This is a genomic window from Kiritimatiellia bacterium (assembly GCA_018001225.1).
Lineage (GTDB): Bacteria > Verrucomicrobiota > Kiritimatiellia > CAIQIC01 > JAGNIJ01 > JAGNIJ01.
The window spans coordinates 22,953-45,276 of sequence record JAGNIJ010000038.1 but is presented as its reverse complement, the minus strand read 5'-3'; the positions used below and the strand labels follow the sequence as shown (position 1 = coordinate 45,276).

The 22,324-nt window shown below is 67.2% G+C and carries 23 protein-coding genes; 11 read left to right on the top strand and 12 right to left on the bottom strand.

Annotated elements, in window-relative coordinates:
* From KA248_12235 to KA248_12220, 4 genes are all read right to left on the bottom strand, one after another.
* A partial coding sequence (locus KA248_12235) for a hypothetical protein (protein MBP7830675.1) occupies positions 1-253 on the bottom strand: 253 nt, incomplete at its 3' end.
* Positions 254-315: 62 nt separating this feature from the next.
* Positions 316-1,977: a hypothetical protein gene (locus tag KA248_12230; protein ID MBP7830674.1), complete on the bottom strand. Its 1,662-nt coding sequence runs from the start codon at positions 1,975-1,977 to the stop codon at positions 316-318.
* Complete coding sequence (locus KA248_12225) at positions 1,970-2,713, bottom strand: ABC transporter ATP-binding protein (GenBank protein ID MBP7830673.1); 744 nt, start codon at positions 2,711-2,713, stop codon at positions 1,970-1,972. Before KA248_12225 ends, KA248_12230 begins: the two co-directional genes overlap by 8 nt.
* A gap of 12 nt (positions 2,714-2,725) precedes the next feature.
* Entirely contained in the window at positions 2,726-3,613 is an 888-nt protein-coding gene (locus KA248_12220) for a hypothetical protein (GenBank protein ID MBP7830672.1), read from the bottom strand.
* Between the two features lie 134 nt (positions 3,614-3,747).
* Between KA248_12220 and KA248_12215 the strand changes: the two genes are divergently transcribed.
* Both KA248_12215 and KA248_12210 read left to right on the top strand, forming a co-directional pair.
* Positions 3,748-4,263 carry a DUF4339 domain-containing protein gene (locus KA248_12215; protein ID MBP7830671.1) on the top strand — a complete coding sequence of 172 codons (516 nt, stop codon included), beginning with the start codon at positions 3,748-3,750 and terminating at the stop codon, positions 4,261-4,263.
* A 45-nt stretch (positions 4,264-4,308) separates the two neighbouring features.
* A complete protein-coding gene (locus KA248_12210) occupies positions 4,309-4,686 on the top strand; it encodes an acyl-CoA thioesterase (GenBank protein ID MBP7830670.1) in 378 nt (125 codons plus the stop codon).
* An 11-nt stretch (positions 4,687-4,697) separates the two neighbouring features.
* Here the strand turns inward: KA248_12210 and KA248_12205 are convergent, their stop codons facing one another.
* From KA248_12205 to gspE, 5 genes are all read right to left on the bottom strand, one after another.
* On the bottom strand, positions 4,698-5,249 hold the full coding sequence (locus KA248_12205; protein ID MBP7830669.1) for a hypothetical protein: 552 nt from the start codon (positions 5,247-5,249) through the stop codon (positions 4,698-4,700).
* 25 nt (positions 5,250-5,274) lie between these two features.
* Positions 5,275-6,534 (bottom strand): type II secretion system F family protein, encoded by a 1,260-nt coding sequence (locus KA248_12200; protein ID MBP7830668.1) that lies wholly within the window; start codon positions 6,532-6,534, stop codon positions 5,275-5,277.
* A 215-nt stretch (positions 6,535-6,749) separates the two neighbouring features.
* Positions 6,750-8,462, bottom strand: a complete 1,713-nt coding sequence (locus tag KA248_12195; protein ID MBP7830667.1) for a type II/IV secretion system protein — start codon at positions 8,460-8,462, stop codon at positions 6,750-6,752.
* 6 nt (positions 8,463-8,468) lie between these two features.
* Positions 8,469-9,539, bottom strand: a complete 1,071-nt coding sequence (locus KA248_12190; GenBank protein ID MBP7830666.1) for a type IV pilus twitching motility protein PilT — start codon at positions 9,537-9,539, stop codon at positions 8,469-8,471.
* A 26-nt stretch (positions 9,540-9,565) separates the two neighbouring features.
* Entirely contained in the window at positions 9,566-11,272 is a 1,707-nt protein-coding gene (gene gspE / locus KA248_12185; protein ID MBP7830665.1) for a type II secretion system ATPase GspE, read from the bottom strand.
* 148 nt (positions 11,273-11,420) lie between these two features.
* Between gspE and KA248_12180 the strand changes: the two genes are divergently transcribed.
* Positions 11,421-11,822, top strand: a complete 402-nt coding sequence (locus tag KA248_12180) for a DUF393 domain-containing protein (protein ID MBP7830664.1) — start codon at positions 11,421-11,423, stop codon at positions 11,820-11,822.
* Positions 11,823-11,828: 6 nt separating this feature from the next.
* Here the strand turns inward: KA248_12180 and gatB are convergent, their stop codons facing one another.
* The 3 genes from gatB to gatC are packed head-to-tail and all read right to left on the bottom strand — an operon-like array spanning position 11,829 to position 15,049.
* Positions 11,829-13,256: an Asp-tRNA(Asn)/Glu-tRNA(Gln) amidotransferase subunit GatB gene (gene gatB / locus KA248_12175; protein ID MBP7830663.1), complete on the bottom strand. Its 1,428-nt coding sequence runs from the start codon at positions 13,254-13,256 to the stop codon at positions 11,829-11,831.
* Positions 13,257-13,260: 4 nt separating this feature from the next.
* Positions 13,261-14,733 (bottom strand): Asp-tRNA(Asn)/Glu-tRNA(Gln) amidotransferase subunit GatA, encoded by a 1,473-nt coding sequence (gene gatA / locus KA248_12170; protein MBP7830662.1) that lies wholly within the window; start codon positions 14,731-14,733, stop codon positions 13,261-13,263.
* 10 nt (positions 14,734-14,743) lie between these two features.
* Positions 14,744-15,049 carry an Asp-tRNA(Asn)/Glu-tRNA(Gln) amidotransferase subunit GatC gene (gatC, locus tag KA248_12165; protein MBP7830661.1) on the bottom strand — a complete coding sequence of 102 codons (306 nt, stop codon included), beginning with the start codon at positions 15,047-15,049 and terminating at the stop codon, positions 14,744-14,746.
* 176 nt (positions 15,050-15,225) lie between these two features.
* Between gatC and KA248_12160 the strand changes: the two genes are divergently transcribed.
* The 8 genes from KA248_12160 (at position 15,226) to KA248_12125 (ending at position 22,279) form a co-directional block, all read left to right on the top strand.
* The gene (locus tag KA248_12160; GenBank protein MBP7830660.1) at positions 15,226-16,173 is read left to right on the top strand and encodes an NAD-dependent epimerase/dehydratase; all 948 of its coding nucleotides are present in this window, start codon (positions 15,226-15,228) and stop codon (positions 16,171-16,173) included.
* 25 nt (positions 16,174-16,198) lie between these two features.
* Entirely contained in the window at positions 16,199-16,714 is a 516-nt protein-coding gene (locus KA248_12155; GenBank protein MBP7830659.1) for a hypothetical protein, read from the top strand.
* Entirely contained in the window at positions 16,711-17,247 is a 537-nt protein-coding gene (locus tag KA248_12150; GenBank protein MBP7830658.1) for a hypothetical protein, read from the top strand. Before KA248_12155 ends, KA248_12150 begins: the two co-directional genes overlap by 4 nt.
* On the top strand, positions 17,244-18,200 hold the full coding sequence (locus tag KA248_12145; GenBank protein MBP7830657.1) for a GDP-L-fucose synthase: 957 nt from the start codon (positions 17,244-17,246) through the stop codon (positions 18,198-18,200). The genes KA248_12150 and KA248_12145 overlap by 4 nt, the downstream gene beginning before the upstream one ends.
* On the top strand, positions 18,197-19,216 hold the full coding sequence (locus tag KA248_12140; protein MBP7830656.1) for a GHMP kinase: 1,020 nt from the start codon (positions 18,197-18,199) through the stop codon (positions 19,214-19,216). Before KA248_12145 ends, KA248_12140 begins: the two co-directional genes overlap by 4 nt.
* Entirely contained in the window at positions 19,207-20,427 is a 1,221-nt protein-coding gene (locus tag KA248_12135; protein MBP7830655.1) for a glycosyltransferase, read from the top strand. The genes KA248_12140 and KA248_12135 overlap by 10 nt, the downstream gene beginning before the upstream one ends.
* Positions 20,424-21,443, top strand: coding sequence for an SDR family NAD(P)-dependent oxidoreductase (locus KA248_12130; protein MBP7830654.1), 1,020 nt, complete (start codon positions 20,424-20,426; stop codon positions 21,441-21,443). Before KA248_12135 ends, KA248_12130 begins: the two co-directional genes overlap by 4 nt.
* A gap of 77 nt (positions 21,444-21,520) precedes the next feature.
* On the top strand, positions 21,521-22,279 hold the full coding sequence (locus tag KA248_12125) for a class I SAM-dependent methyltransferase (GenBank protein MBP7830653.1): 759 nt from the start codon (positions 21,521-21,523) through the stop codon (positions 22,277-22,279).
* Positions 22,280-22,324 lie beyond the last annotated feature (45 nt).

The window sequence follows — 22,324 nt, the reverse complement described above, 5'->3', positions numbered from 1 at the left end:
TCTTCCGCTCGGGCGAGAGGTACTCGGGGGGAAGCTCGATCCGCGTGGTGGCGATCATGTCCTCGCGGTTCGGGGGCGGCGCCGGGGGCGGCGGGGGCGGCGCGATGCGCTGGGCGTCGACCTGCGACCGGACGGGCTGTACGACGCGGAATATCTTGCCGCAGGACGGACACGGGATATTCGTGCCCACGAGATCCTCGTCGGCATCCAGGTTCTGTCCGCAGAAGGGGCAATCGAAATTAATATCTTCCATGTCCACGGCCTCCATTGTCAGTCTAGCGCCCGCAGGGCCGGTTGTGAAGCAAAAAGGGCTCCTCATCCGAATTCCCGGCGGCGCAGGCTTCGCCACCCGGCGTACAGGGCGCCCGCCGCCAGGAGGCTGGCGGCCACGAGCAGCCAGGCCAGGGCCGCCGCGAGAGCCGCGGGCCCGAGCCCGCCGCCAGCCTGGGCGCGCGCGTGGAACACCAGGCCGAGCGGAAGGATCCCCGCGAGCATGAAGCCCAGGTTCAGCACCAGGTTCAGCGTACCCCCGAACCCGGACACGATGGCCGACGGGTTTCGCTGCTTCAGGTCCATGAACACCGCGCCCAGCCCCGTGGACAGGCCGGACACCACCAGCGTCGTGGCCGCCGCCACGAGGAGGGCGACGGCCTGGACGGACCGCGGCACCGCCAGCATGCGGGTGGACAGGGCCATGAGCGCCAGGCTCACGACGCCCAGGCTGAAGACGGCGCCCAGGAACTTGGCCGCCAGCACGCGCCCCATCGAGGTCGGGGCCAGGCCGAGGATCCAGAAGCTGTGGCCCTCGAGGCTCAACTGGGGATAGATGAACCGCGAGCCCAGCGAGGCCATGATGGAGCAGACGCTGACGATGTTGAGGAACGCGATGAGGTTGCGCCAGACCGCGGGCAGGACGTGGTAGTGCAGCGTGCGCAGGTTGAAGAAGTAGATCGCCAGCAGCCCGAAGAACAGAAGGGCCTGCGACCACTGCGCGGGATCGCGGATGAAAATCCGCGCGTCCTTGACCATGATCGTGCGCAGATCGCGCGGCAGGAAGGCCAGCCAACGTTCCATCGAGGGCCACAACACACCGCGGCGCCGGCGGCGGGACGCGGCGAAGTGCACGCCCTGCCAGTCGGACAGGAGAAACCGGCGGCCGGCCGCCTCGACGAACAGGCCCGCGAGCAACACGTTGGACACCAGCACACCCCACAGCCCGGCGACCCGTCCGAGCTGGCCGCGGGCCAGCGCCAGCCCGCCCTCCGCCATCCACCAGCTCGGCCAGAGCGGGTGGGACGCCCACTGCATTGCCGGGACGAGCCGCGTCAGCGTGGGGAACACCCCGGCGTCGCCCGGCGCCGGCCTCGTCGTCACCAGCCACAGGCCGCCCGCGGCAAGCAGGACGAGGGGCAGCGCCCACCGGGCGGCACGGAAGCGGCGCAGCAGCGGCAGCGCGAGAAGACAGACGAGCGTGCCGAGCAGCGAGTAGAGCAGCACGAACGGAACGGAATAGAGGGCCAGCCACGCCAGGAACCGGAGCGGCAACTTCTCGTGCATCGCGAACGCCCCGATGAAGGGAACGATCATGAAGAAGAAAGCCCAGGACGTGTAGAAGGCCGACTGGATGGCCTTGTAGAGGGTCAGCGTGCCGACCGGCACGGGCTTCAGCAGCAGGTACCCGGTTTCGTCGGAGCGGAAAAACGTCGTGTACGTGGTGATCACGGAGGACAGCGCCAGCATCAGTCCCAGCCCGAAGAAAAACAGGTAGAAGAGGCGGTAGACCAGCATCAGGCCGATGCCGCCGAGCGATTCGAGGAACCGGAAGCCGTGCAGGAACAGGCCCCACAGCCCGCCCAGCAGGCCGAGGGCGAACAGGAAAATGAAGACCAGCTTGAAACGGGACTGCTCCGCCCACAACCGGCCCGCGTGCCGGGCGGCGCGGCCATCTTTGCCCAGCAGGACTGCCAGCTCACGCATACGGCCCCTCCCCCTCCGGGCCGGCCAGGCTGAAGAAGATGTCCTCCAGGCTGCCCCCGCGCACGGCGCTTGCCCCGGCCAGTTCTTCCCGTGTGCCGGCCGTGACCAGGCGCCCGCCGGCGATGATCCCGATGCGGTCGGCCAGGTCCTCGATCAGGGCCAGGATGTGCGTGGTGAGGAAGACGGTCATCCCGGCCCGGGCCTGGTCGCGCAGCAGGTTCTTGATCAGGCGGATGGTGAACGGGTCGAGCCCGATGAACGGCTCGTCCACGAACAGCACCTCGGGGGCGTGGAGCAGCGTCACGGCGTAGATCAGGCGCTGGCGGTAGCCGTGGGAGAGATCCTTGATGAGCGTGTGCGCGTAATCCGCGAGGCCGAACTGGACGAACGCGGGGGCCCTCTTCTCGCGGACCTCCCGGGCCGGCAGGCCGTAGAGGTCCCCGGAGAACTCGAAGAACTCGGCGGCCGTAAGGCGCTCGTAGAGAAACGGGAAATCGGGGATGTAGCCGGTGATGCGCCGGACCGCGACGGCATCGGTCCGCAGGTCGCGGCCGCCGATGCGGATCTCTCCCTCGTCGGGACGCAGCAGGCCGCAGAGCATCTTGATGGTCGTCGTCTTGCCGGCGCCGTTCGGGCCCAGGAAACAGAAGAGCTGGCCGCGGGGGATGTCGAGGGTCAGGTCGCGCACGGCCCGGACGGCGCCGAACGATTTCGAAACACGGCTCATGTGGATCATCGGTTCCATGGATTACTCCCGGGCCGGCGCCGCCGGCCTCAATCTTTCGAACAGGCCGCCCCATTCGCGCGCGATCTCTTCGGGCACGGCGGCCTCTCTCGCGCCCACCCAGGCCAGCACCTGCGAGGCCTCGCATGCCTCCAGCGTCCAGCCCAGCGGGGATTCCTCGCGCAGGATCCGCCCCTCGGCGTCCATCCACGCGCGTAATGAAATGACGCCGGACGTCACGCGGAGCGCCAGCGCGTTCGTCGTCCTCCCGTCCACGGTCACGGGCTCCCACACGCCCGCCTCGACCCGCCAGTCGGCGGGCTTCATGGAAAAGGGATCGATCGATCGCAGCCGCAGCGTTTCGCCCGGCGCCAGCCGCTTCACCAGCATCTGCTGCAGGGGGGAGAACAGCACGGTATCGTCGGGGATGTCCACCTGCATGCGGGACGATCCCGCCGAGCCCGTCCATTCGACGTCGAACCGGGAGGCGCCGCTACGCTGGCCGTCCGCCCGGAGAACAAGCGTCCCGGCGCGCACGTGAAGGGTGAACCGCTGAAGCTGTTGCCACGCGTCCAACGCGGCCTCGGCCGTCGCGCGGACCTCTTGCGGCAGACCCAGGATCGTCGTTTTCACGAACAGCTCATACTGGATGAGCAGGTGGACCGCGGGGTCATGCTCGCGGGTTTCCAGTCGGCGGCGCGCGTAGCCGATCGTCCGATCCCGGAAGGCGATCCGCATCCAGGAGTCCTCCTCGACGGGGGCCTCGGCCAGCAGGACCCGGTAACCGGCGGCGGCCTTCCCGAACCGCTGCGGGAAGGCCTCGTGTCGCAGCAGCCAGGCCATCATGGCCGCCCAGAACAGCACGATCCCGGCTACGACGGCCACGCGGCCTATGGATTTGGGGCGGCTCATGGCGCTCCCGGGCCGCCGTCCGGCGGCCCGCTGCCCGTGAACATACCCGGCGCCCGGACCTTATCAATAGCGGAAACCGCCATGAAAAACATGGCGCGCGACGACGGATGGTTTATATTGCGGGCGGTCCTTTTATGAACACGGCATCCTGGTATTATGCCCGCGCGGGGGCGGCCGATCGCTCCGGCCCGCTGCCCACACGGATCGTGCAGGGCATGCTGGCCGACGGGAGCCTGTCTCCCGACGACCTCGTCTGGCGTGCGGGACTACCAGGCTGGGTCCGCGCCGGCTCGGTGCCGGAACTGTCGCCCGAGGCCGCGCCCGCCGCCTCGCTTTCCCGTTTGCGGCACTGGATGACGATCGCGGGCATCCTGGGTATCGTGACCGGGATCGGCGGCTGCCTCACGATCGTGGGCGCCGTCTCGGGCGTCCTGATGATCGTGGCCGGAACGGCGCTGCTGGGTGCGCGCTCGGCGCTGGACACGGCGCCGGTTTCCGATCCGGCGTGGATCCCGTTTTTCGAGCAGCTGGGCCGGTATGCCCGGGCGACCGCGTGGGCGCTGGTCCTGGGGATCCTGTCCGCGGTCTTCTTCCTGTGCTTCTACTTCGGCCTGTTCGCCGGGATCCTGACCGGCGTCGGCGCGCGTTGACGAAAGGACCGCCCCGCCATGTATACACGAACCTACCGAATCCGCATGCAAGACACCGACGCCGCCGGCGTGATCTTCTTCACCAGCCAGCTCCGCATCGCGCACGAAACGTTCGAGGCCTTCCTGGACGGGATCGGCCTGGGCCTGGGCGTCATCATGGCGGAGCGGGATTACCGGATTCCCCTTGTCCACGCGGAATCCGACTACCTCGCCCCCGCGCGCCTGGGCGACGAGTTGACCGTGGAACTGACCCTGGACCGGGCGGGGCAGACTTCCTTTTCGCTGCGGTTCCGCCTGCTCAAGTCCTCCGGCGTCGAGGTGGGCGCCGTGAAAACGGTGCAGGTGGCCGTGGATGCCGGCACATGGCAGAAGAGGCCCCTGCCCGGCGAACTGCGGAACGCGCTGACGTCCAACCTGGGGTAGCCCGCGGCCGGTCAGGGTTTCCAGGACAGAATATCGTCCGGGGTATTGGGACGCCGGTCCAGCCCCCCGGACCACACCAGGATGCCGGCCCCGATCTGGCCGCCGTGGATCGTGTCCTCCGCTTCGCAGACGCCGTTCAGGTTGACGTCGACCACGATGTGATACGGGACGCCCCACGCATCCACAAAGTTGCCCCAGGCATCCAGTCCCGGCCGCCCGGGCGCGGCGGGCGGCGGATCGAAATAGACGGTGCGATGGGGGTTGACCTCGTGGTCCCCGTTGCCGGGCCCGTCGAGGGCGCGCAGCGCATTCAGCACCTCCGCGTTGCGCCGCCCGCCGCCGAAGTGCGCGTCGCCAGCATGCTCCTTCCGGGACACGGGCCACACCCCGTAGTCGGAATAGAAACGGTAGGCCGCCTGCCGCAGGACCAGGGCCCCGGAGCGGGTGTGCTCCTGCGCGCGGCGCCGGCGCGCCTGCCAGGCGCCCGGCACGATCCACGAGACCAGCAGCAGGATCCCTCCCAACGCGATCGCCAGGACCGGCTGGATGACGCGTCCGGACATGTCCACCTGCCGCCCGGAACCCGCGTCAGCTCATCTTGCCGATGATCGAAATCAGGGGCAGGAAGAGCGCGATGACGATCGTGCCGACGATGATGGCCAGGAAGATGATCAGGATCGGCTCGATGATCGAGGTCAGGCCGACGACGGTGTTGTCCACGTCGTCGTCGTAGCTGTCCGCGATCTTCATCAGCATCTCGGGCAGGCCGCCGGTCTCCTCGCCGACTTCCACCATGCTGACAACCATCGGCGGGAAGACCCCGCAGCCCTCGATCGGCCGGGTCATGTTTTCGCCTTCCTTGACGGCGTCGTGGATCGTGCCGACCGCCTTGCTGATCACCTCGTTCTGGACGGTGTCGCGGACGATGTTCAGGGCCTGGAGGACCGGCACGCCGGAGGTCATCAGGGTGCCCAGCGTCCGGGTGAACCGCGCGATCGCGGTCTTCCGGACCAGGGTGCCGAAGATCGGCATCTTGAGCTTGAGGTTGTCCAGGAACAGCCGCCCCACGCGAGCCTTCGCCAGGATCTTGGCGAGGAACACGAGGAGCACGATGACGCCGACGACGATCGGCAGCCGGCGGGTCATGGTCTGGCTGACGGCCAGCACCATCCGGGTGAGGCCGGGCAACTGCTCGCCTTCCAGCAGGTCGGCGAAGATGTCCTGGAACTTCGGGACGATGAAGATCATCAGGAAGGTCAGGATGCTGCCGGCCATGATGAGCACGACCACCGGGTACACCATGGCACTGACGACCTTGCTCTTGATCTTCTGGGCCTTTTCCATGAACTCGGCCAGGCGCAGGAGGACGACATCCAGCACGCCGCCGACTTCGCCGGCCTTGACCATGTTGACGAACAGCTTGTTGAAGATGCGCGGGTGCTGCGCCAGCGCCTCCGCGAAGGTGCTGCCCGACTCGATGGATTCGGCCATCTCGGACACGGTGCGCTTGAGCAAAGGATTCTTCTCCTGCTTGGCCAGCACCCGCAGGCCGCGCAGCAGGGGCAGGCCGGCGTTGACCAGGGTGGCAAGCTGGCGCGTCCACACCATCAACTGCTTGGTCTTTACGCGCGAGAGGAACGCGGGCATCCGCAGTTCCATCTTCATCAGCCCGCCGCTGGCCTTGACGGCTTTTTTCTTGGCCGGCTTGGCGGCGGCGTCGGTCACCGCGGTCGGGAACATCCCTTTTTCGCGGATCTTGCTGATGGCGGCAGTCTGGTTGTCCGCCTCGATCTCGCCCTGGGTCTCCCGGCCCTTGGCGTCCAGCGCCGTGTATGAAAACTTGGCCATGGTCGTCTCTCCCCCCGCGATCGGGTTGCTCTCTCGCCGGCTAGTGTCCCGCCCCGAAAGTAACGGCACGCGCAACAGGACCCCGGCGGGCTTGTCCCGCCGGTGAACGAGGCGGAGCACAGCCGCGCCCGGAGCGGCTGTTCCCAACCTCCCGCCCCTGCCGGTCAAGCCGGCAGGGGGCGGTCTCCGTGCTATGGTACTTCCGGAACATGATACTAGGTGTACTTCAATACTTCCTCGACGGTCGTCTGCCCGTCGAAAATCGCCCGGATCCCGTCCTCGCGCAGCGTGCGCATGCCCAGCTCGATGGCCTTGTCCCGGATGATCAGGGTGGGCTTGCGCTCGTTGATCAGCGCGCGGATGGGATCGCGCACGCGCAGGTACTCGTAGATGCCGCACCGGCCCTTGTAGCCCGTCTGGTTGCAGTAGGTGCACCCCGCCCCGTAGTAGAACGGCCGGCCGCCGGCGGACTCCTGGCTCAAGCCCAGCTGGTCCAGGATGTCCTTCTCCGGCTGGTACGGCGTCTTGCAGTTCTGGCAGATGGTCCGCACGAGCCGCTGGCCCAGCACGGCCTCGAGCGTCGAGGCGATCAGGAACGGCTCCACGCCCATGTCGATCAGCCGCGTGATCGCGCCGGCGGCGTCGTTGGTGTGCAGCGTGGTGAACACCAGGTGGCCCGTCAGCGAGGCCTGGATGGAAATCTCCGCCGTCTCGATGTCGCGCACCTCGCCGACCATGATGATGTCCGGATCCTGACGCAGGAAGGCGCGCAGCATCCTCGCGAAGGTCAGCCCGATGGCGTCGTTGATCGGGTTCTGGATGAGCCCCTCGATGTCGTATTCCACGGGCTCTTCGGCCGTCAGCAGCTTGGACTCGATGGTGTTGATGCGCCGCAGGGCGGAGTACAGCGTGGTCGTCTTGCCCGAGCCGGTCGGCCCGGTGACGATGATGATGCCGTTGGGCTTGTCGATATCCTCCAGGAAGGCCTGGAACACGTCGTCCGGCATGCCCAGGTTCTCCAGGTCGAGGGAGACCGTGCTGCGGTCGAGCACGCGGAGCACCACGCTCTCGCCGAACTGCGTCGGCAGGGTGGACACGCGGAAGTCGATGGGCCGGCCCGCGACAGTGAGCTGGATGCGGCCGTCCTGCGGGATGCGCCGCTCGGCGATATTCAGCCCCGAGATGACCTTCAGGCGGGAGGTCACGGGGAGGGCCAGGTGCTTCGGCGGCGGCGCCATCTCGTAGAGCGCGCCGTCCACGCGATAGCGGATCTTGAACTCGTTCTCGAACGGCTCAAAGTGGATGTCCGAGGCGCGGTCCTGCACCGCCTGGTAGAGCACGAGGTTCACGAACCGCACGACCGGCGTGGAACTGGCGGCCGCCTCGATGTTAGCGATGTCGTCGCCCCGGGCGCCCGTCTTGAGGATATCCCCCGCATCCTGCAGCTCGGATTCCAGGGCGGAGAGCATGTCACTCACGGACTCGCTCTCGTCCCCGTAGTAACGGCCGACGTAGCTCTTGATGTCCTCCTCGCGGGCCACCACGAAGGAGACGTCGCGCGTCAGGACGAACTGCAGTTCGTCCACGACCTCCGGGCTCAACAGCTCGTAGGTCGCCAGGGTCACGCTGCTGGGCCCCAGCTCCACGGGGACCACGTTGTACATGCGCGCGATGCTGCCCGGGACGGTGCGGACCACATCCTGCGTGATCTCCATCTCGTGCAGGTTGATGATCCCGGTCCCCAACTGCGCCGCGATCACGTCGAGCAGCCGATCCTCCGAGACCATGTCCATGTCCATCAGCACCTCGCGGACCGGCTTGCCCGTCCGTTCGTGCTCGTCCAGGACCTCTTCCGCCTGCTGCGGCGTGATGATCTTCTCCTCGCTCAAGGCCTGCAGCAGCGCATCGCTATAGTCCGTCTTCGCCATGGATGCCTACTTCTTGGGGCGGAGGCCCGACGCCTCCAGCTTCTGGTATACCGCCTCGGGATCCTGCGATTTCGTGATCAGGTCCTCGTAGCCGATCAGCCCCCGCTCGTACAGGGCCATCAGGTGCGCGTCCAGCGTCATCATGCCCCACCGCGCGCCGGTCTGGATGTCCGACGTGATCCGGAAGGTCTTGTTGTCCCGGATCAGCGAGCGGATGGACGGCGTGGCGATCATGATCTCGAACGCGGCGATCCGGCCGGGCTTGTCCTTGCGCACGAGCAGCAACTGGGAGATCACGGCCACGATGCTGGAGGAAAGCTGGGTGCGGATCTGCTCCTGCTGGTTCGTCGGGAAGGCGTCCACGATGCGGTCCACCGTGCGCGCGGAGCCCGTCGTGTGCAGCGTGGCGAAGACCAGGTGCCCGGTCTCCGCCGCGGTGATCGCCGCCTCCATCGTCTCGAGGTCGCGCATTTCCCCCACGAGGATCACGTCCGGGTCCTGGCGCAGGCCGCGCCGCAGGGCTTCCTTGAACGCCGGGACGTCCACGCCGATCTCGCGCTGCGTGATCACGCTCTTCTTGTGCGAGTGGTAGTACTCGACCGGGTCCTCGATCGTGATGATGTGGCAGTCGCGCTCCTCGTTGATGATGTTGATCATGCTCGCCAGCGTGGTCGTCTTGCCCGAGCCGGTCGGCCCGGTGACCAGGATCAGCCCGCGGGGGCGGAAAAGCAGGTCCTTGACCTGGGCCGGCAGGCCGATCTCCTCCAGCGACATCAGCCTGGACGGGATCAGGCGCAGCACCAGGCCGATGTGGCCCTTCTGCTTGAACACGCTGACGCGGAACCGGGCGAGTTCGCCGAACCCGAAGCCGAAATCCGTGCCGCCCTGCTCGCGCACCTTCTGCTGGTGCTCGTCGGACGTAATGCTCTTCATCAGCCGCTCGGTATCCTCCGGCTTGAGCACGTCCGCGTCGAGGGGGTGCAGCGCGCCGTGCAGGCGCAGGACCGGCGGCACGCCGACGGCCAGGTGCAGGTCGGAGGCGTTCTCGCTGACCACGAGGCTCAACAGGTCGCTCATGCTGATCTGGGAGGAATTGGCGCCCATCAGCCTTCATCCCCCATCGTCACGCGCAGGACCTCCGGCAGCGTGGTGACGCCCGCCACGACCTTGCGCAGTCCGTCCTCCCGCAGCGTGCGCATCCCGAGCCCGCGCGCCTTCGAGCGCAGTTCGGTCGCCGAGACCCGCTCGAAGATCATGTGGCGCACCTCGTCGTTGATGACGAAAATCTCGAAGATGCCCAGCCGCCCCCGGTAGCCGGTGAAATTGCAGTCCGGGCAGCCCTTGCCGCGGTAGAGCTGCGCCTGGGCCAGCTGCGCGGCCGCCGGCCCCAGCAGGCGGAGTTCCGCGTCCGCGGCCCGGTACGGCTCCTTGCACTTCTCGCACGTCTTGCGGACCAGCCGCTGGGCCATGATCGCGCGCGTGGAGGAGGCGACAAGAAAGGGCTTCACGCCGATGTCGATCATGCGGATGATCGCGCTCGGGGCGTCGTTGGTGTGCAGCGTGCTGAACACCAGGTGGCCCGTCAGCGACGCGTTGACGGCGATCTCCGCCGTCTCCATGTCGCGGATTTCGCCGATCATGATGATGTTCGGCGCCTGGCGCAGGATCGACCGCAAGGCCGCCGCGAAGGTCAGCCCGATGTCCGTGCGGACGTGCACCTGGTTGATGCCGGACATCTGGTATTCCACCGGGTCTTCCACCGTGATGATCTTGCGGTCGGGCCGGTTGATGTAGTTCAGGCAGGCGTACAGCGTCGTCGTCTTGCCCGACCCCGTCGGCCCCGTGACCAGCAGGATGCCGTCGGAGAGGCCGATCAGGCGCTCGAAGGTCTGCTGGTCGTCCGAGAAGAACCCGAGCTGCGGCAGGCCGAGCGCCAGGCTCTGCTTGTCCAGGATACGCATGACGATGCTCTCGCCGTGGCTCGCCGGGATCGACGATACGCGCAGGTCCAGGTCCCGCCCCATCACGTTGATCTGGATGCGGCCGTCCTGCGGCAGCCGCTTTTCCGCGATGCTCATGTTCCCCATGATCTTCAGGCGGCTGATCACCGCGGACTGCAGGCGCTTGGGCGGGCTGTCCACCTCGTGCAGCACGCCGTCGATGCGGTACCGGACGCGGAATTTCTTGGCCAGCGGCTCCAGGTGGATGTCGGACGCGCGGTTGCGGAACGCCTCCATGATGATCAGGCTGACCAGCTTGATGATCGGCGCGTCGGCCTCGGTCACCTCGCCCTCGCCCGCCAGGATCTGCCCGCCCGTGGGCATGGCCACGGTGCCCTCGGTGATCTCCTCCAGCATGGACTCGACCGTCGTGCCGCTGTGGGCGTAGTAGTGGTTGAGAGCGGTCTCGATTTCCTCGGCGGGCGCGACCACGCCCTCCACGTTGGACTTCAGCACGTAGCGCAGGCTGTCCAGCGTCTCGACGTCCAGCGGGTCGCTCAAGGCCACCGTCAGCAGGCTGTCGTTCTTGAAGACCGGGACGATCTTGTAGCGCCGGGCGACCTCGCCGGGCACCATGTCCAGCACGTCCTGCGGGATCTCCAGGCCGGTGAGGGTGATGGTCTCCATCCCGAACTGGTTGGCCAGCGCCTTCAGGATGTCCATCTTCGAGACGGCGCCCGAGGCGGCGAGGGTCTCGATGACGCTCTTGTCCTCGGCCTGGGCGGCCTCCCGGGCGGTGCGGCCCTGCTCGCGGTTGATCAGGCCGACGCTCTCGAGGATCTCCAGGATATATTCGTCGTTCGCCGTCAAGCGGATCGTCCCCGGCCCGAAGTATAGCGCACCGCAACGACTTTGTTCAGAGCGGAGACTATCACGGTCCGGCGCGTCGTGTCAAAAATGATCCTTGGAGTACGGCCGCCGCCTTGCAGGACGCGTCCCGATGGAGCATGCTATGCCCATGAGCCCCGCGGACACCACCGCCACCCCGCCGCGCGGCGCCCTGCTCTACGACGGCGCCTGCCCCTTCTGCTCGCACGAGGCGGCCCTGCTGAAACGGGCCGACGCCGCCGGCCACGTGCGGTTCGTGGATATCAGCCAGCCGTCGTTCGATCCGGCCGCCTACGGGCTGACCCGCGCGGACGTGGACGCGCAGTTGCATTTCATCGACGGGAAAGGCCGCGTGCATCGCGCCATGGACGCGGTCCGGGCGGCCTACCGCGCCGCCGGCGTAGGCTGGCGCATGGCGTGGACCGGCGCGCCGTTGATACGCCCCGTCTTCGACCGCCTCTACCGCGTATTCGCCCGGAATCGCCTGCGCTGGGGCGCCTGGCTCGCGCGGCAACGGGATCATCGGGCGTAACCGACGTCACGAGCCGCCCAGCTTGCGCTGAAGCAGTTCCTGCACCATCCGGGGGTTGGCCTTGCCGCGGCTCTTCTTCATGATCTGGCCGACGAGGAACTGCAGCGCGGGCTTCTTGCCGGCCCTGTAGTCCGCCACCGGCCCGGGATTCTCGGCGATGGCCTCGTCCGCGAAGGATTCCAGCGCGCCCGTATCGCTGACCTGGGCCAGGCCCTTCGCCTTGACCAACTCCGCGGGATCGCCGCCCTTCTCGAACAGCTCGTTGAACAGCTCGCGGGCCGTCGGCACGTTGAGCACCTTCTGGTCCACCAGCCGGATCAGGCCGGCCAGCGACCCCGGCGTCAATTTCGTATCCTTCAACTCGGTCTGCTTTTCCCCGAGGCAGCGCAGCACGTCCGTCATGATCCAGTTCGAAGCCGCCTTGGGATTCCCGGACGCGCGCGCGGTCTCTTCGAAGAAATCCGCGACGGCCTTGTCGGCCACCAGTACGCCGGCGTCGTAGTCCGGCAGTCCGTACTCCTGCGCCAGCCGCTCGCGACGCTTCGCGGGCAGTTCGGGCAGCGTGGCGCGCCATTGCTCGATCGTCTCCGCGGGCAGGACCACGGGCATGAGGTCGGGCTCGGGAAAATACCTGTAGTCGTGCGCGTATTCCTTGGACCGCATGGCCTCGGTGACGCCCTTCTCGTCGTCCCACCGGCGGGTCTCCTGCCGGATCGCGCCGCCGGACCGCAGCACCTCTTCCTGCCGGGGCAGCTCGTACTTCAGCGCATGGAACACGCCCTTGAACGTGTTCATGTTCTTGATCTCGATCTTGGTGCCCAGTTCGGCCTGGCCCTCGGGCCGCACGCTGCAGTTGACGTCGCACCGCAGGTTCCCCTGCTCCAGGTTGCAGTCGCTCACGCCGCCGTAGAGCAGGATCCGGCGCAGGGCGAGGAGAAAGGCCTGGGCCTCTTCGGGAGATTCGATGTCGGGCTCCGTCACGATCTCCATCAGCGGCGCGCCGGCGCGGTTGAAGTCCACGCCGCTGGACGCGCCGAAGTGCATGCTCTTGCCGACGTCCTCCTCCAAATGGATACGCGTGATGCCGACGGTCTTCTTCCGGCCCTCGAGCTCGATCTCCACCCCGCCGCCGAGGCACAAGGGCTTGTCGTACTGCGAGATCTGGTAGTTCTTCGGCATGTCCGGGTAAAAATAATTCTTCCGGTCGAACTTGCTGTACGGGTTGATCCGGCAGCCGATCATCAGGCCGGTCAGCACGGTCAGCCGGATAGCCTCCCCGTTGACGTTCGGCAGCGTCCCGGGATACCCGAGGCAGACCGGGCACACGTGCGTGTTCGGCTCGCTGCCGGGCTCGTTCGGGCAGCCGCAGAAAATCTTCGTCCGCGTCTTGAGCTGGACGTGAATTTCGAGGCCGATGGTGGGCAGGTAACGCATGGGTTCAGGGTTCAGGGTTCAGGGATGGAGGTCGTTTCAGATGCCAGTCGGTGGCCTGCTCATACGCGTGCCCGACGCGGAGGATGTTCTCCTCCTTGAACGCCGGGCCGAGGATTTGCAGGCCGACGGGCAGGCCGGCCGCGGTGAATCCGCACGGCACGGACAGCCCGCAGATGCCGGCCAGGTTGGCCGTGACGGTGAAGATGTCGCCCAGGTACATCTGGAGCGGATCGTCCGCCTTCTCCCCGATCGGGTAGGCCGGCGTCGGCGCCACGGGCGTCAGGATGGCGTCGCAGCCCGCGAAGGCCTTCTCGAAATCCCCGCGAATCAGCGTTCGCACCTTCTGCGCGCGCAGGTAATAGGCGTCGTAGTAGCCGCTGCTCAACACGTAGGTGCCGAGGATGATCCGCCGCTTCACCTCGCGACCGAAACCCGCGGCGCGGGTCTTGCCGTACATGTCGATCGGGTCCTCGCCCTCGACCCGGGCACCGTACCGGACGCCGTCGAAGCGCGCCAGGTTGGCCGACGCCTCGGCCGTCGCGATCACGTAGTATGTCGCAATCGCGTAGGATGTATGCGGCAGGCTGATCTCGACGATCTCCGCGCCCAGCGCGCGGCACTGCTCCACGGCGGCCCGCACGGCGCGCTCGATCTCCGGATCCGTCCCGGCGACGAAGTACTCGCGGGGCAGGCCCAGCTTCATGCCCTTCAGATCGGAAACCAAGGCGGTGGCATAATCCGGGACCGGTACATCAACGCTGCTGGAATCCCGTGGATCGCGCCCGGCCATGGCCTGGAGCAGGAGCGCCGCGTCACGAACGTCCTTCGTCATCGGCCCGATCTGGTCGAGGGACGAGGCGTAGGCCGTCAGCCCGAAGCGCGAGACGCGGCCGTAGGAGGGCTTGAGCCCGACACAGCCGCAGAACGACGCCGGTTGGCGGATCGAGCCGCCGGTGTCCGTCCCCAGCGCGGCCACAGCTTCGCCGGCCGCCACGGCAGCGGCCGAGCCGCCGCTGGAACCGCCGGGCACTCGTTGGAGATCCCAGGGATTGTGCGTGACGCCCAGCGCGGAATTCTCCGTGGTGGAGCCCATGGCGAACTCGTCCATGTTGGTCCGGCCCATGAAGACGATACCCTGCCCGCGCAGCCGGGCGATGGCCGTGGCATCGTACGGCGAAACGTAGCCCTTCAGGATGCGCGAGCCGCAGGTGCAGGGCTGGTCCTTGACGTTGAGCACGTCCTTGACGGCCAGCGGGATGCCCAGCAGCGGACGCGGGTCGCCGCCGCGCCGGGCCGCGTCCGCCTCGCGGGCTCGGGCCAGGGCGTCCTCGACGTTGACCCAGACGTACGCGCCGACCTTCCCGTCGCGCCGCTCGATGGCGGAGACCAGGTCACGGACCAGTTCCTCGGAGGAGCACTCCCCGCGGGCCAGCCGGTCCGCGGCCTCGTGCAGGGTCAGATTGGAAAGCCCGGCCATGTCGGCAGCCTCATTCGATGATCTTCGGCACGATGAACTGCCCCTGCCGTTCCTGGGGCGCGTTCTTCAGGGCGGTCTCCTGATCGAGACCCGGCTGGACCTCATCGTTCCGGAACACGTTCTGCACCGGAAAGGCGTGGGCGGTCGGCTCCACGCCCTCGACGTCGAGGGATTCCATCTCGCGGACGTAACCCAGCACCTGCTCGAGCTGCGGCTGGAAGACGGCGACTTCCTCGTCGGCCAGGTGAAGACGGGCGAGGTGCGCGACGTAGCGCACGTCCAGGCCCTCGGCGTTCTTTCGGAATGTGTCCGACATACTGTGCTCCCCAGCTTACCCACCTGATGGAGTTGTCGCAGTATAGAAAGCGGCCCGGTTCCGGGCAAGCGGTCTTGCATCGCAAGCATCGATTCCGTCTCTTCAAGCAACGGCCATCGGGTTCACTCCCCGCGCGGAAGTTGACACCCCCCGGGGGCAACGGTAGGGTAAATCGCATGACAAAAGCTCCTCCTCACGTGCTGGTCACCGGCGGCGCCGGGTACCTCGGATCCATCCTGGTGCCCGAGCTGCTGGCCCGCGGCGGCTCCGTAACCGTCGTCGACAACTTCCTTTACGGACAAACCAGCCTGCTGGATTGCTGCTTCAACGAAAAGCTGACCATTATCCGCGGCGACGTGAGGGATGAGCGTGTGATCCAGCCGCTGGCCGCGAAGGCCGACGTCATCATCCCCCTTGCCTGCCTCGTCGGCGCCCCGCTCTGCGCCCAGAAACCGATCGAGGCGCGCTCCATCAACCTCGACGCCATCCTGATGCTCCTGAAGCACACGGGGCCGGGCCAGATGATCCTATCGCCCACGACGAACAGCGGCTACGGGATCGGCCAGGAGGGCGTGTTCTGCACCGAGGAAACGCCGCTGCGGCCGGTCTCGCTCTACGGGAAACTGAAAGTCGAGTTGGAGGAGGCGCTGCTCGCCTCCGGGCGGGCGGTATCCCTGCGGCTGGCCACGGTGTTCGGCATCAGCCCGCGGATGCGGCTGGACCTGCTGGTGAACGACTTCACGTACCGCGCGGTGACCGACCGTTTCGTGGTGCTCTTCGAGGCGCACTTCAAGCGCAACTACATCCACGTGCGCGACGTGGCCCGCGCGTTCCTGCACGCCCTGGACCATTTCGAGGCCATGAAGGGCCAGGCCTACAACGTGGGGTTGAGCGAGGCCAACCTGTCGAAGATGGAGTTGTGCCTGGAGATCAAGAAGCAGGTGCCCGCCTTCACGATCGTGGAGTCGGCGGTCGGCGAGGACCCGGACAAGCGCAACTACATCGTGAGCAACGAGAAGATCGAGCGCACGGGGTACCGGCCCCGCGTTTCCCTCCAGCAGGGCATCGCGGAGCTGATCAAGGGCTACCAGGTGATCCGGCGGAACAGCTATGCCAACGTCTAAGCCCACACTCGCGCGTCGGCTGGGGATGACCTGCGCCATCTCCCCCCTGCACTTTCGATTGCGGGACCTGATGCTTCAGTTCCCTTCGTCGGGCGCCGCGACCATGGAGGACTGGCTGTTGGACGTGGCCAATGTGCGCGGGGCCGACTTTGTGCTGCGGGTTCCTCCCCGCGACCCCGGGTTCGAAGCACCCGGGGTCGACGAACTGTCCAATGAGGACCTGGTCGCGGCCATCTGCCATCTACAAAACGAGGATCGCCCCCAGATGCTCCGCGCCGCCGCGCAGTTGATATCCCGGAAGGCCGTGGATGCGGATCGCCTGTGTCTCTCCGCCCGCCGGGAACGGGTGGAACCCGTCCTGTCAGAAATGGCCCGGCAGGCGATTCGCGTGGACGCCGGGCATCCGGTTTGGAAGGCTTTACATGAGCGTCTTTCGCCGGCGCGCCCGCTTCGCGAACCGATTCTTCACTGGACGCGAATGGCGGTACCCGTGCCGGACGAACGGGGTTGCAACGCGCGGGCCTGGCGGTTGATCGCATGAACAACGCCTCGCGCATCCTCGCCCTGCTGGACGGTTATCTCGATTCGTCCGTCGAACTGACGCTCTACGACCGCGCCGCCCTCCAGCTCGGCTTTTCGTCGCCCCGCCCCGAGTTTGCCTCCAGCCTTGACGTGGACGGCGTGCTGTGGGCCGGGCAGGCGGAGGAATTGGCGCGCGGCACGGATTTCTGGCAGGCCGTGACCCGGGTGAACCGGGAACTGGCCCCGCGCGGACTTTACATCAGTCATTTTTTCGAGGAAGCGCAGATCATCTTGACCCCGGAATGGCGGCAACACCGCGTGGCGATCCCGGGTTCCTGGCGCCGGCTTTCCCTGTATCGCCTGGGAGACGGCGATCTTTTCCTCTCCAAGCTGATGCGGTATGATCCCCAGGACTTGGACGACGCGCGATTCATCGCGGAACGCGCGGGCCTTTCCCGGGAGGATATCCGGGGATGGATCGAAAGGGCGCGCGTCCCGGATATTCCGGAGATTCGCGAGCAGTTTCAACTTTGCGCGGGCAGGTTCACATGACGACCACCTTCTGGAGCAACAAGCGGGTCCTGGTGACGGGCGGCACGGGGTTCCTCGGGTCGCACGTGATGGAGCAACTGGCGGGCGCGGGGGCGCGCGACGTGTTCGCGGTCCGCCACGCCGACTACGACCTGACCCGCGAGGCCGACGTGGAGCGGCTGTTCGGCGAGCACCCGGCGGACGTGGTCATCCACCTCGCCGGCCTGGTCGGGGGCATCCTGCCCAACAAGCGGCGCCCGGCGGAGTACCTGTACCGGAACCTGACGATGGGCACCTTCGTCATGCATTACAGCTGGAAGAGCGGGGCCAAGCGGTTCGTCGCCGCCGGCGCGGGGTGCGGCTATCCGCTGAACGCCCCGATGCCGCTGAAGGAAGACGACCTGTGGACCGGCATCCCGCAGCCCGAGAGCGCGCCCTACTCCCTGGCGAAGCGCATGCTGACCATCCAGGGCGAGGCGTATCACCGGCAATACGGCTTCAACGCTGTCGTCTGTATCCCGGGCAACATCTACGGCCCGCACGACAACTTCAACCTCGAGGACGCGCACGTCATCCCCGCGCTGGTCCGCAAGTTCGTCGAGGCCGCAGACCGCAAGGCCGAGTCGCTCGTCGTCTGGGGCAGCGGCCGGGCGACCCGCGACTTCGTCTATGCCGGCGACGTCGCGCAGGGCCTGCTGCGCGCGGCGGAGAAGATCGAGGGCTTCGACGTCATCAACCTCGGGGCCGGGCGCGACACGGCGGTCAGCGAGGTCGTGGACCTGCTGACGGAAATCACCGGCTTCAAGGGGCGCGTGGAGTTGGACCGGTCCAAGCCGGAAGGCCAGGCGCGCCGCCTCATGGATTCGAGCCGGGCGCTCGAACGGCTCGGTTGGCGCGCGGAGACCGGACTGCGCCGCGGCCTGGAGCTGACCGTGGACTGGTACCGGCGCCACCAGGACGAGGCGCGGAAATGAACGCGTACCTGCGCGCCAAGTCCCCGCTTCGATTGAGCTTCGCCGGCGGCGGCAGCGACATCGAGGCGGTCTACCGGGCGATCGGCGGCGCGGTGCTCGTGGCCACGATCAACAAGTACAGCTACGTCTCCATCCGCCTGCGCGACGACGACAAGGTCCGCATCCGCTCTCTGGACTTCAACGTCGAGGTCGCCTACGACGCCGGGGGCGAGACGCCCTACGACGGGGTGCTGGACCTGGCCAAGGCCTGCGTCGCGGAAATGAACGTCGGGCGCGGCCTGGACATCTCGCTCCAGACCGAGGCCCCGCCCGGCAGCGGGCTGGGGAGCTCGTCCTCGATGATCACCGCCCTGCTTGCCGGGCTGCATGCGCTGACCGGCGGGCACATGGACCCCTACGAACTGGCGGAGAAGGCCTACGACGTCGAACGCGTGAAGATGCGGATCAGCGGCGGCAAGCAGGACCAGTACGCGTGCAGCTTCGGCGGCTTCAACCTGATCGAGTTCCATCCCGACAACGTCGAGGTCACCCCGCTGCGCCTGCGCCCCGACATCCTGAACGACGTCGAGAGCCACTGCATGCTGTGCTTCACCGGCCGCACGCGGCTCTCCGCCAACCTGATCGACAAGCAGGTCGCCGCCTTCAACGAGCCCGGCAACGAAAGCCGGGCCGGCGTGGAAAGGTTGAAGGCGCTGGCGTACGAGGCCAAGAACCTCCTCCTGCGCGGCAAGATCACCGAGTTCGGCCACCTCCTCCACGAGGCCCACCTGGCCAAGAAGAAGATGAACCCGCTGGTGACCGACGAGTTCATCGACGCGCTCTACGAGGAGGCGCGCCGGCTCGGCGCCTTTGGCGGTAAAATCCTGGGCGCGGGCGGCGGAGGCTACCTCATGCTCTTCGCGCCCATCGACAACAAGCAGGCGATCCGCGAGAAGTTGGACGGGATGGGCGGCCGGTTCGCTACGTTCGGATTCTGCCCCGAGGGGGTCCAGACCTGGACCAGCGCATGCCCGTGAACGAGCCGGCGCGCAAGAAGGTCGTGTCGATGTTCCGGTACCCGATCGCCGATCACGAGGCGATGAACAACATCTTCCCCGCGACCCTGCGCGAGCTGGCGCGCACGGTGGACGTGCATCATTTTTCCTATCGCTCCGAGACCCCTCACCCCTTGCACGGAGAGCCCGGCATCCATTTCCACGAGTTTCCCATCGGCGTACGGCGCGGCCACAACCTGGACAAGTGGATCAAGACCCTGCTGTGGTTCCCGCTCGCCGTCCGCGTGGCCTGGTGGGCGCGCCGGAACCGCGCGGCGTGCGTGTACATCGAGGAATCCATCACGTTTTTACCGCTGATCGTGCGCGCCGTATCGGGCCGGCCGATCGTCATCAGCGGGGCGGACATTTTCTGGGACGTCTATCTCGGCCACGGTTTCTTCTCGCGGCTGGCGCGGAAGGCCCTGCTGGCCCTCGACCGGTTCACGTGGCGCCGGCTGCACGGCGTGATCACGCGGACGGAGGCGATGAAGCGCTTCATGGCCCAACAGGGCGTCGCCCCGGAGCGCGTGCTCGTCGTGCCCGAGGCCTGCGAACCGGAATTCTTCCACCCCATGGACCGCGCCGCGGCCCGCCGGGAATGGGGCCTCGAGGACGGCGACCTGGTGATCGTCCATCACGGCGTCCTGCATCCCAACAAGAACCTCGACCACGCGTTCGAGTACCTGAAGCCCGTGTTCCCCAAGCATCCGCGCCTGCGGCTCTGGATCGCCGGGGACGGTCCGCTGCGCAAGTACCTCGAGCAGCGCGCCGCGGAACTCGGCATCGCGGACCGGGTACGCTTCCTCGGCTGGCTGCCGGACGTGAAGGCGCTCAACACGCTGCTCAACGCGGCGGACATTTCGCTGGTCATGCGGCACGGCGGGTTCTCGGACCACTTCCAGATCACGGCCAACCTGCTGCACAGCCTGGCCTGCGGCTGCGCGATCCTCGCCGTGCGCCTGGACGGCATCGCCGAGCACGCGCAGGAAGGCGTCAGCGGCCTGTTGTTCGCGCCGGACTCCGGCGAGGAATTCAGCCGGCAGGTGGAGCGGCTGATCGAGGATTCCGCGCTGCGCGGAAGACTCCGCGAGGGCGCGGCGCGGGTGGGCCGCGAGCGGCTCGATCCCCGGCACATCACGGACCTCTGGGTCCGCGCCCTGCTCCACTTCGCGGGCGAGAAGGAGGCGGCATGAAGACGGACTGGCGGGACAAACCGGTGCTGATCACGGGCGGCGCGGGCTTCCTGGGCGCGAACCTCGCCCGGCGGCTCGTGGAGGAAGGCGCGCGGGTGCGGGCCGTGGACAACCTCGAGCGCGGCCGGCTGGAGCATCTCGAGGGGCTACGGGACCGGATCGAGTTCATCGAGATGGACCTGCGCGACCCCGCCGCCGCGCGCCGCGCGGCCGAGGGCATGCAGTACCTCTTCCACTTCGCCGCCCGCGTCGGCGGAATCCAGGTCTACCTGGACCATCCCGGTTCCGTGCTGCTGAACAACCTGGCCATCGACCGCAACGTCTTTCACGCCGCCGTCGAGGCGCGGGTGCCCTCCTTCGTCTATGCCGGCAGCGCCCACGTCTATCCGGAAGCCCGGCAGCAGACGCCGGATTCCGAGCCGTTGAAGGAATCCGACGCCCTGCCCGCGCAGCCGGCGCTGACGTACGGCTGGGGCAAGCTGGTGGGCGAAGTCGCGCTGGCGGGCCTCGCGGCCGAGCACTCGGGCTTCAATGTCTCGCTGGCGCGCATCATGGGGGCGTACGGCTACCACCAGGACACCGATCCCGCGACGGGCTCGGTGATCCCCGTCTTCTGCCGTCGCGCGGCGCTGTGGCCGAAGGAAAAGCCGTTCCGCATCCGCGGCACGGGCCGGGAGACGCGGTCCTACATCTTCGTGGACGACGTGCTCGACGCGCTGCTCTTGAGCGTGGACGCACAGGAGCGGCTCCAGGTGGTCGGGCCGTTCAACCTGGCGAACGAGGGCCGGGCCACGATCGCCGAGATCGCGGAGCTCGTGGTAAAGGTGTCGGGCAAGGACATCGAGCCGACGTACGACCCCTCCGTGCCGACCGCGCTGTGGGGCCAGGCGGCGGATTGCGCCCTGGCCCGCGAGTTGCTCGGCGGTTGGACGTCGAAGGTGTCGCTGGAAGAGGGCCTCCGCCGGATGTATCGTCACATCGAGGCACGTTTGAGAAAGGAAGGGAACCAAGGATAAGCACGGATTGACACGGATAGTAAGATCTCTTTGATATCCGTGCGCATCCGTTTCCATCCGTGGTTATAAAAACCGCCATGCAAAATGACCAGGCGCGGTTCTTCGATCAGTCCGATCCGTACCTTACGGAGAAGAAGGACCGCCGCATCCTGCGCATCCGGGAGTTCGTGCAGGCGGCGTGGAAGGAATTGAAGGCGCCCGGCGCGGCGCTGGACATCGGCTGCGCGAACGGCTCGATCCTGGAGCAACTCCCGGCCGGGATTCGCAAGGCCGGCATTGACGTATCCACCGTGCTGCTGGAACAGGCGAAGGCCAAGGGGATCGAGACCCACTGCGTCAATGTGGACGAGGCCCCCCTGCCCTTCGACGACGGGGCCTTCGACCTGGTCATCGCGACGGACGTGATCGAACACGTGGTGCATACGGACCACCTGCTCAACGAAGTCAACCGGGTGCTGCGGTCCGGCGGGGTCTTCGTCGCGGGCATCCCGAACGTGAACCAGCCGATTTCCTTCGTCATGCAATTCATTCTCGACCTCACCCCGATGTTCGCGGCGCGGTACCGCTGCCCGCACTACCGCGATTTCACCGCGCGGCTGATGAAACTCATCCTCGAAAAGCACGGGTTTGCCGTGCGGCGCCGCGAGGGGAGCTACCTCTTCCCGTTCGAGAACTCGCGGCTCGGAATTTGGCTGGCCAAGCGCATCCCGCGCTGGGGCACGCAGGTCTTCCTTGCGGCGGAGAAGCACCGCGATTGCCGGATCGAAGAGGGATTCCAGCCCGACATGCCCGCGTTGCTCAAATGGCTGCAGGCGATGGGGAAAGCTGCGGAATAACGGGCTTTCCCGCCGGCCGCGGCCCGTCTCCAATGCTCTTTACTC

What these genes read in the sequence shown, in the direction of transcription:
- KA248_12125 (MBP7830653.1), top strand. Translation starts at nt 21,521, where the DNA reads ATGCAAAATGACCAGGCGCGGTTCTTCGATCAGTCCGATCCGTACCTT.
- KA248_12220 (MBP7830672.1), bottom strand. Translation starts at nt 3,613, where the DNA reads ATGAGCCGCCCCAAATCCATAGGCCGCGTGGCCGTCGTAGCCGGGATC.
- KA248_12145 (MBP7830657.1), top strand. Translation starts at nt 17,244, where the DNA reads ATGACGACCACCTTCTGGAGCAACAAGCGGGTCCTGGTGACGGGCGGC.
- KA248_12210 (MBP7830670.1), top strand. Translation starts at nt 4,309, where the DNA reads ATGCAAGACACCGACGCCGCCGGCGTGATCTTCTTCACCAGCCAGCTC.
- KA248_12180 (MBP7830664.1), top strand. Translation starts at nt 11,421, where the DNA reads ATGAGCCCCGCGGACACCACCGCCACCCCGCCGCGCGGCGCCCTGCTC.
- KA248_12225 (MBP7830673.1), bottom strand. Translation starts at nt 2,713, where the DNA reads ATGATCCACATGAGCCGTGTTTCGAAATCGTTCGGCGCCGTCCGGGCC.
- KA248_12160 (MBP7830660.1), top strand. Translation starts at nt 15,226, where the DNA reads ATGACAAAAGCTCCTCCTCACGTGCTGGTCACCGGCGGCGCCGGGTAC.
- KA248_12135 (MBP7830655.1), top strand. Translation starts at nt 19,207, where the DNA reads ATGCCCGTGAACGAGCCGGCGCGCAAGAAGGTCGTGTCGATGTTCCGG.
- KA248_12195 (MBP7830667.1), bottom strand. Translation starts at nt 8,462, where the DNA reads ATGGCGAAGACGGACTATAGCGATGCGCTGCTGCAGGCCTTGAGCGAG.
- KA248_12130 (MBP7830654.1), top strand. Translation starts at nt 20,424, where the DNA reads ATGAAGACGGACTGGCGGGACAAACCGGTGCTGATCACGGGCGGCGCG.
- KA248_12190 (MBP7830666.1), bottom strand. Translation starts at nt 9,539, where the DNA reads ATGAGCGACCTGTTGAGCCTCGTGGTCAGCGAGAACGCCTCCGACCTG.
- KA248_12150 (MBP7830658.1), top strand. Translation starts at nt 16,711, where the DNA reads ATGAACAACGCCTCGCGCATCCTCGCCCTGCTGGACGGTTATCTCGAT.
- KA248_12205 (MBP7830669.1), bottom strand. Translation starts at nt 5,249, where the DNA reads ATGTCCGGACGCGTCATCCAGCCGGTCCTGGCGATCGCGTTGGGAGGG.
- KA248_12140 (MBP7830656.1), top strand. Translation starts at nt 18,197, where the DNA reads ATGAACGCGTACCTGCGCGCCAAGTCCCCGCTTCGATTGAGCTTCGCC.
- KA248_12200 (MBP7830668.1), bottom strand. Translation starts at nt 6,534, where the DNA reads ATGGCCAAGTTTTCATACACGGCGCTGGACGCCAAGGGCCGGGAGACC.
- gatA (MBP7830662.1), bottom strand. Translation starts at nt 14,733, where the DNA reads ATGGCCGGGCTTTCCAATCTGACCCTGCACGAGGCCGCGGACCGGCTG.
- gatC (MBP7830661.1), bottom strand. Translation starts at nt 15,049, where the DNA reads ATGTCGGACACATTCCGAAAGAACGCCGAGGGCCTGGACGTGCGCTAC.
- KA248_12230 (MBP7830674.1), bottom strand. Translation starts at nt 1,977, where the DNA reads ATGCGTGAGCTGGCAGTCCTGCTGGGCAAAGATGGCCGCGCCGCCCGG.
- KA248_12215 (MBP7830671.1), top strand. Translation starts at nt 3,748, where the DNA reads ATGAACACGGCATCCTGGTATTATGCCCGCGCGGGGGCGGCCGATCGC.
- KA248_12155 (MBP7830659.1), top strand. Translation starts at nt 16,199, where the DNA reads ATGACCTGCGCCATCTCCCCCCTGCACTTTCGATTGCGGGACCTGATG.
- gatB (MBP7830663.1), bottom strand. Translation starts at nt 13,256, where the DNA reads ATGCGTTACCTGCCCACCATCGGCCTCGAAATTCACGTCCAGCTCAAG.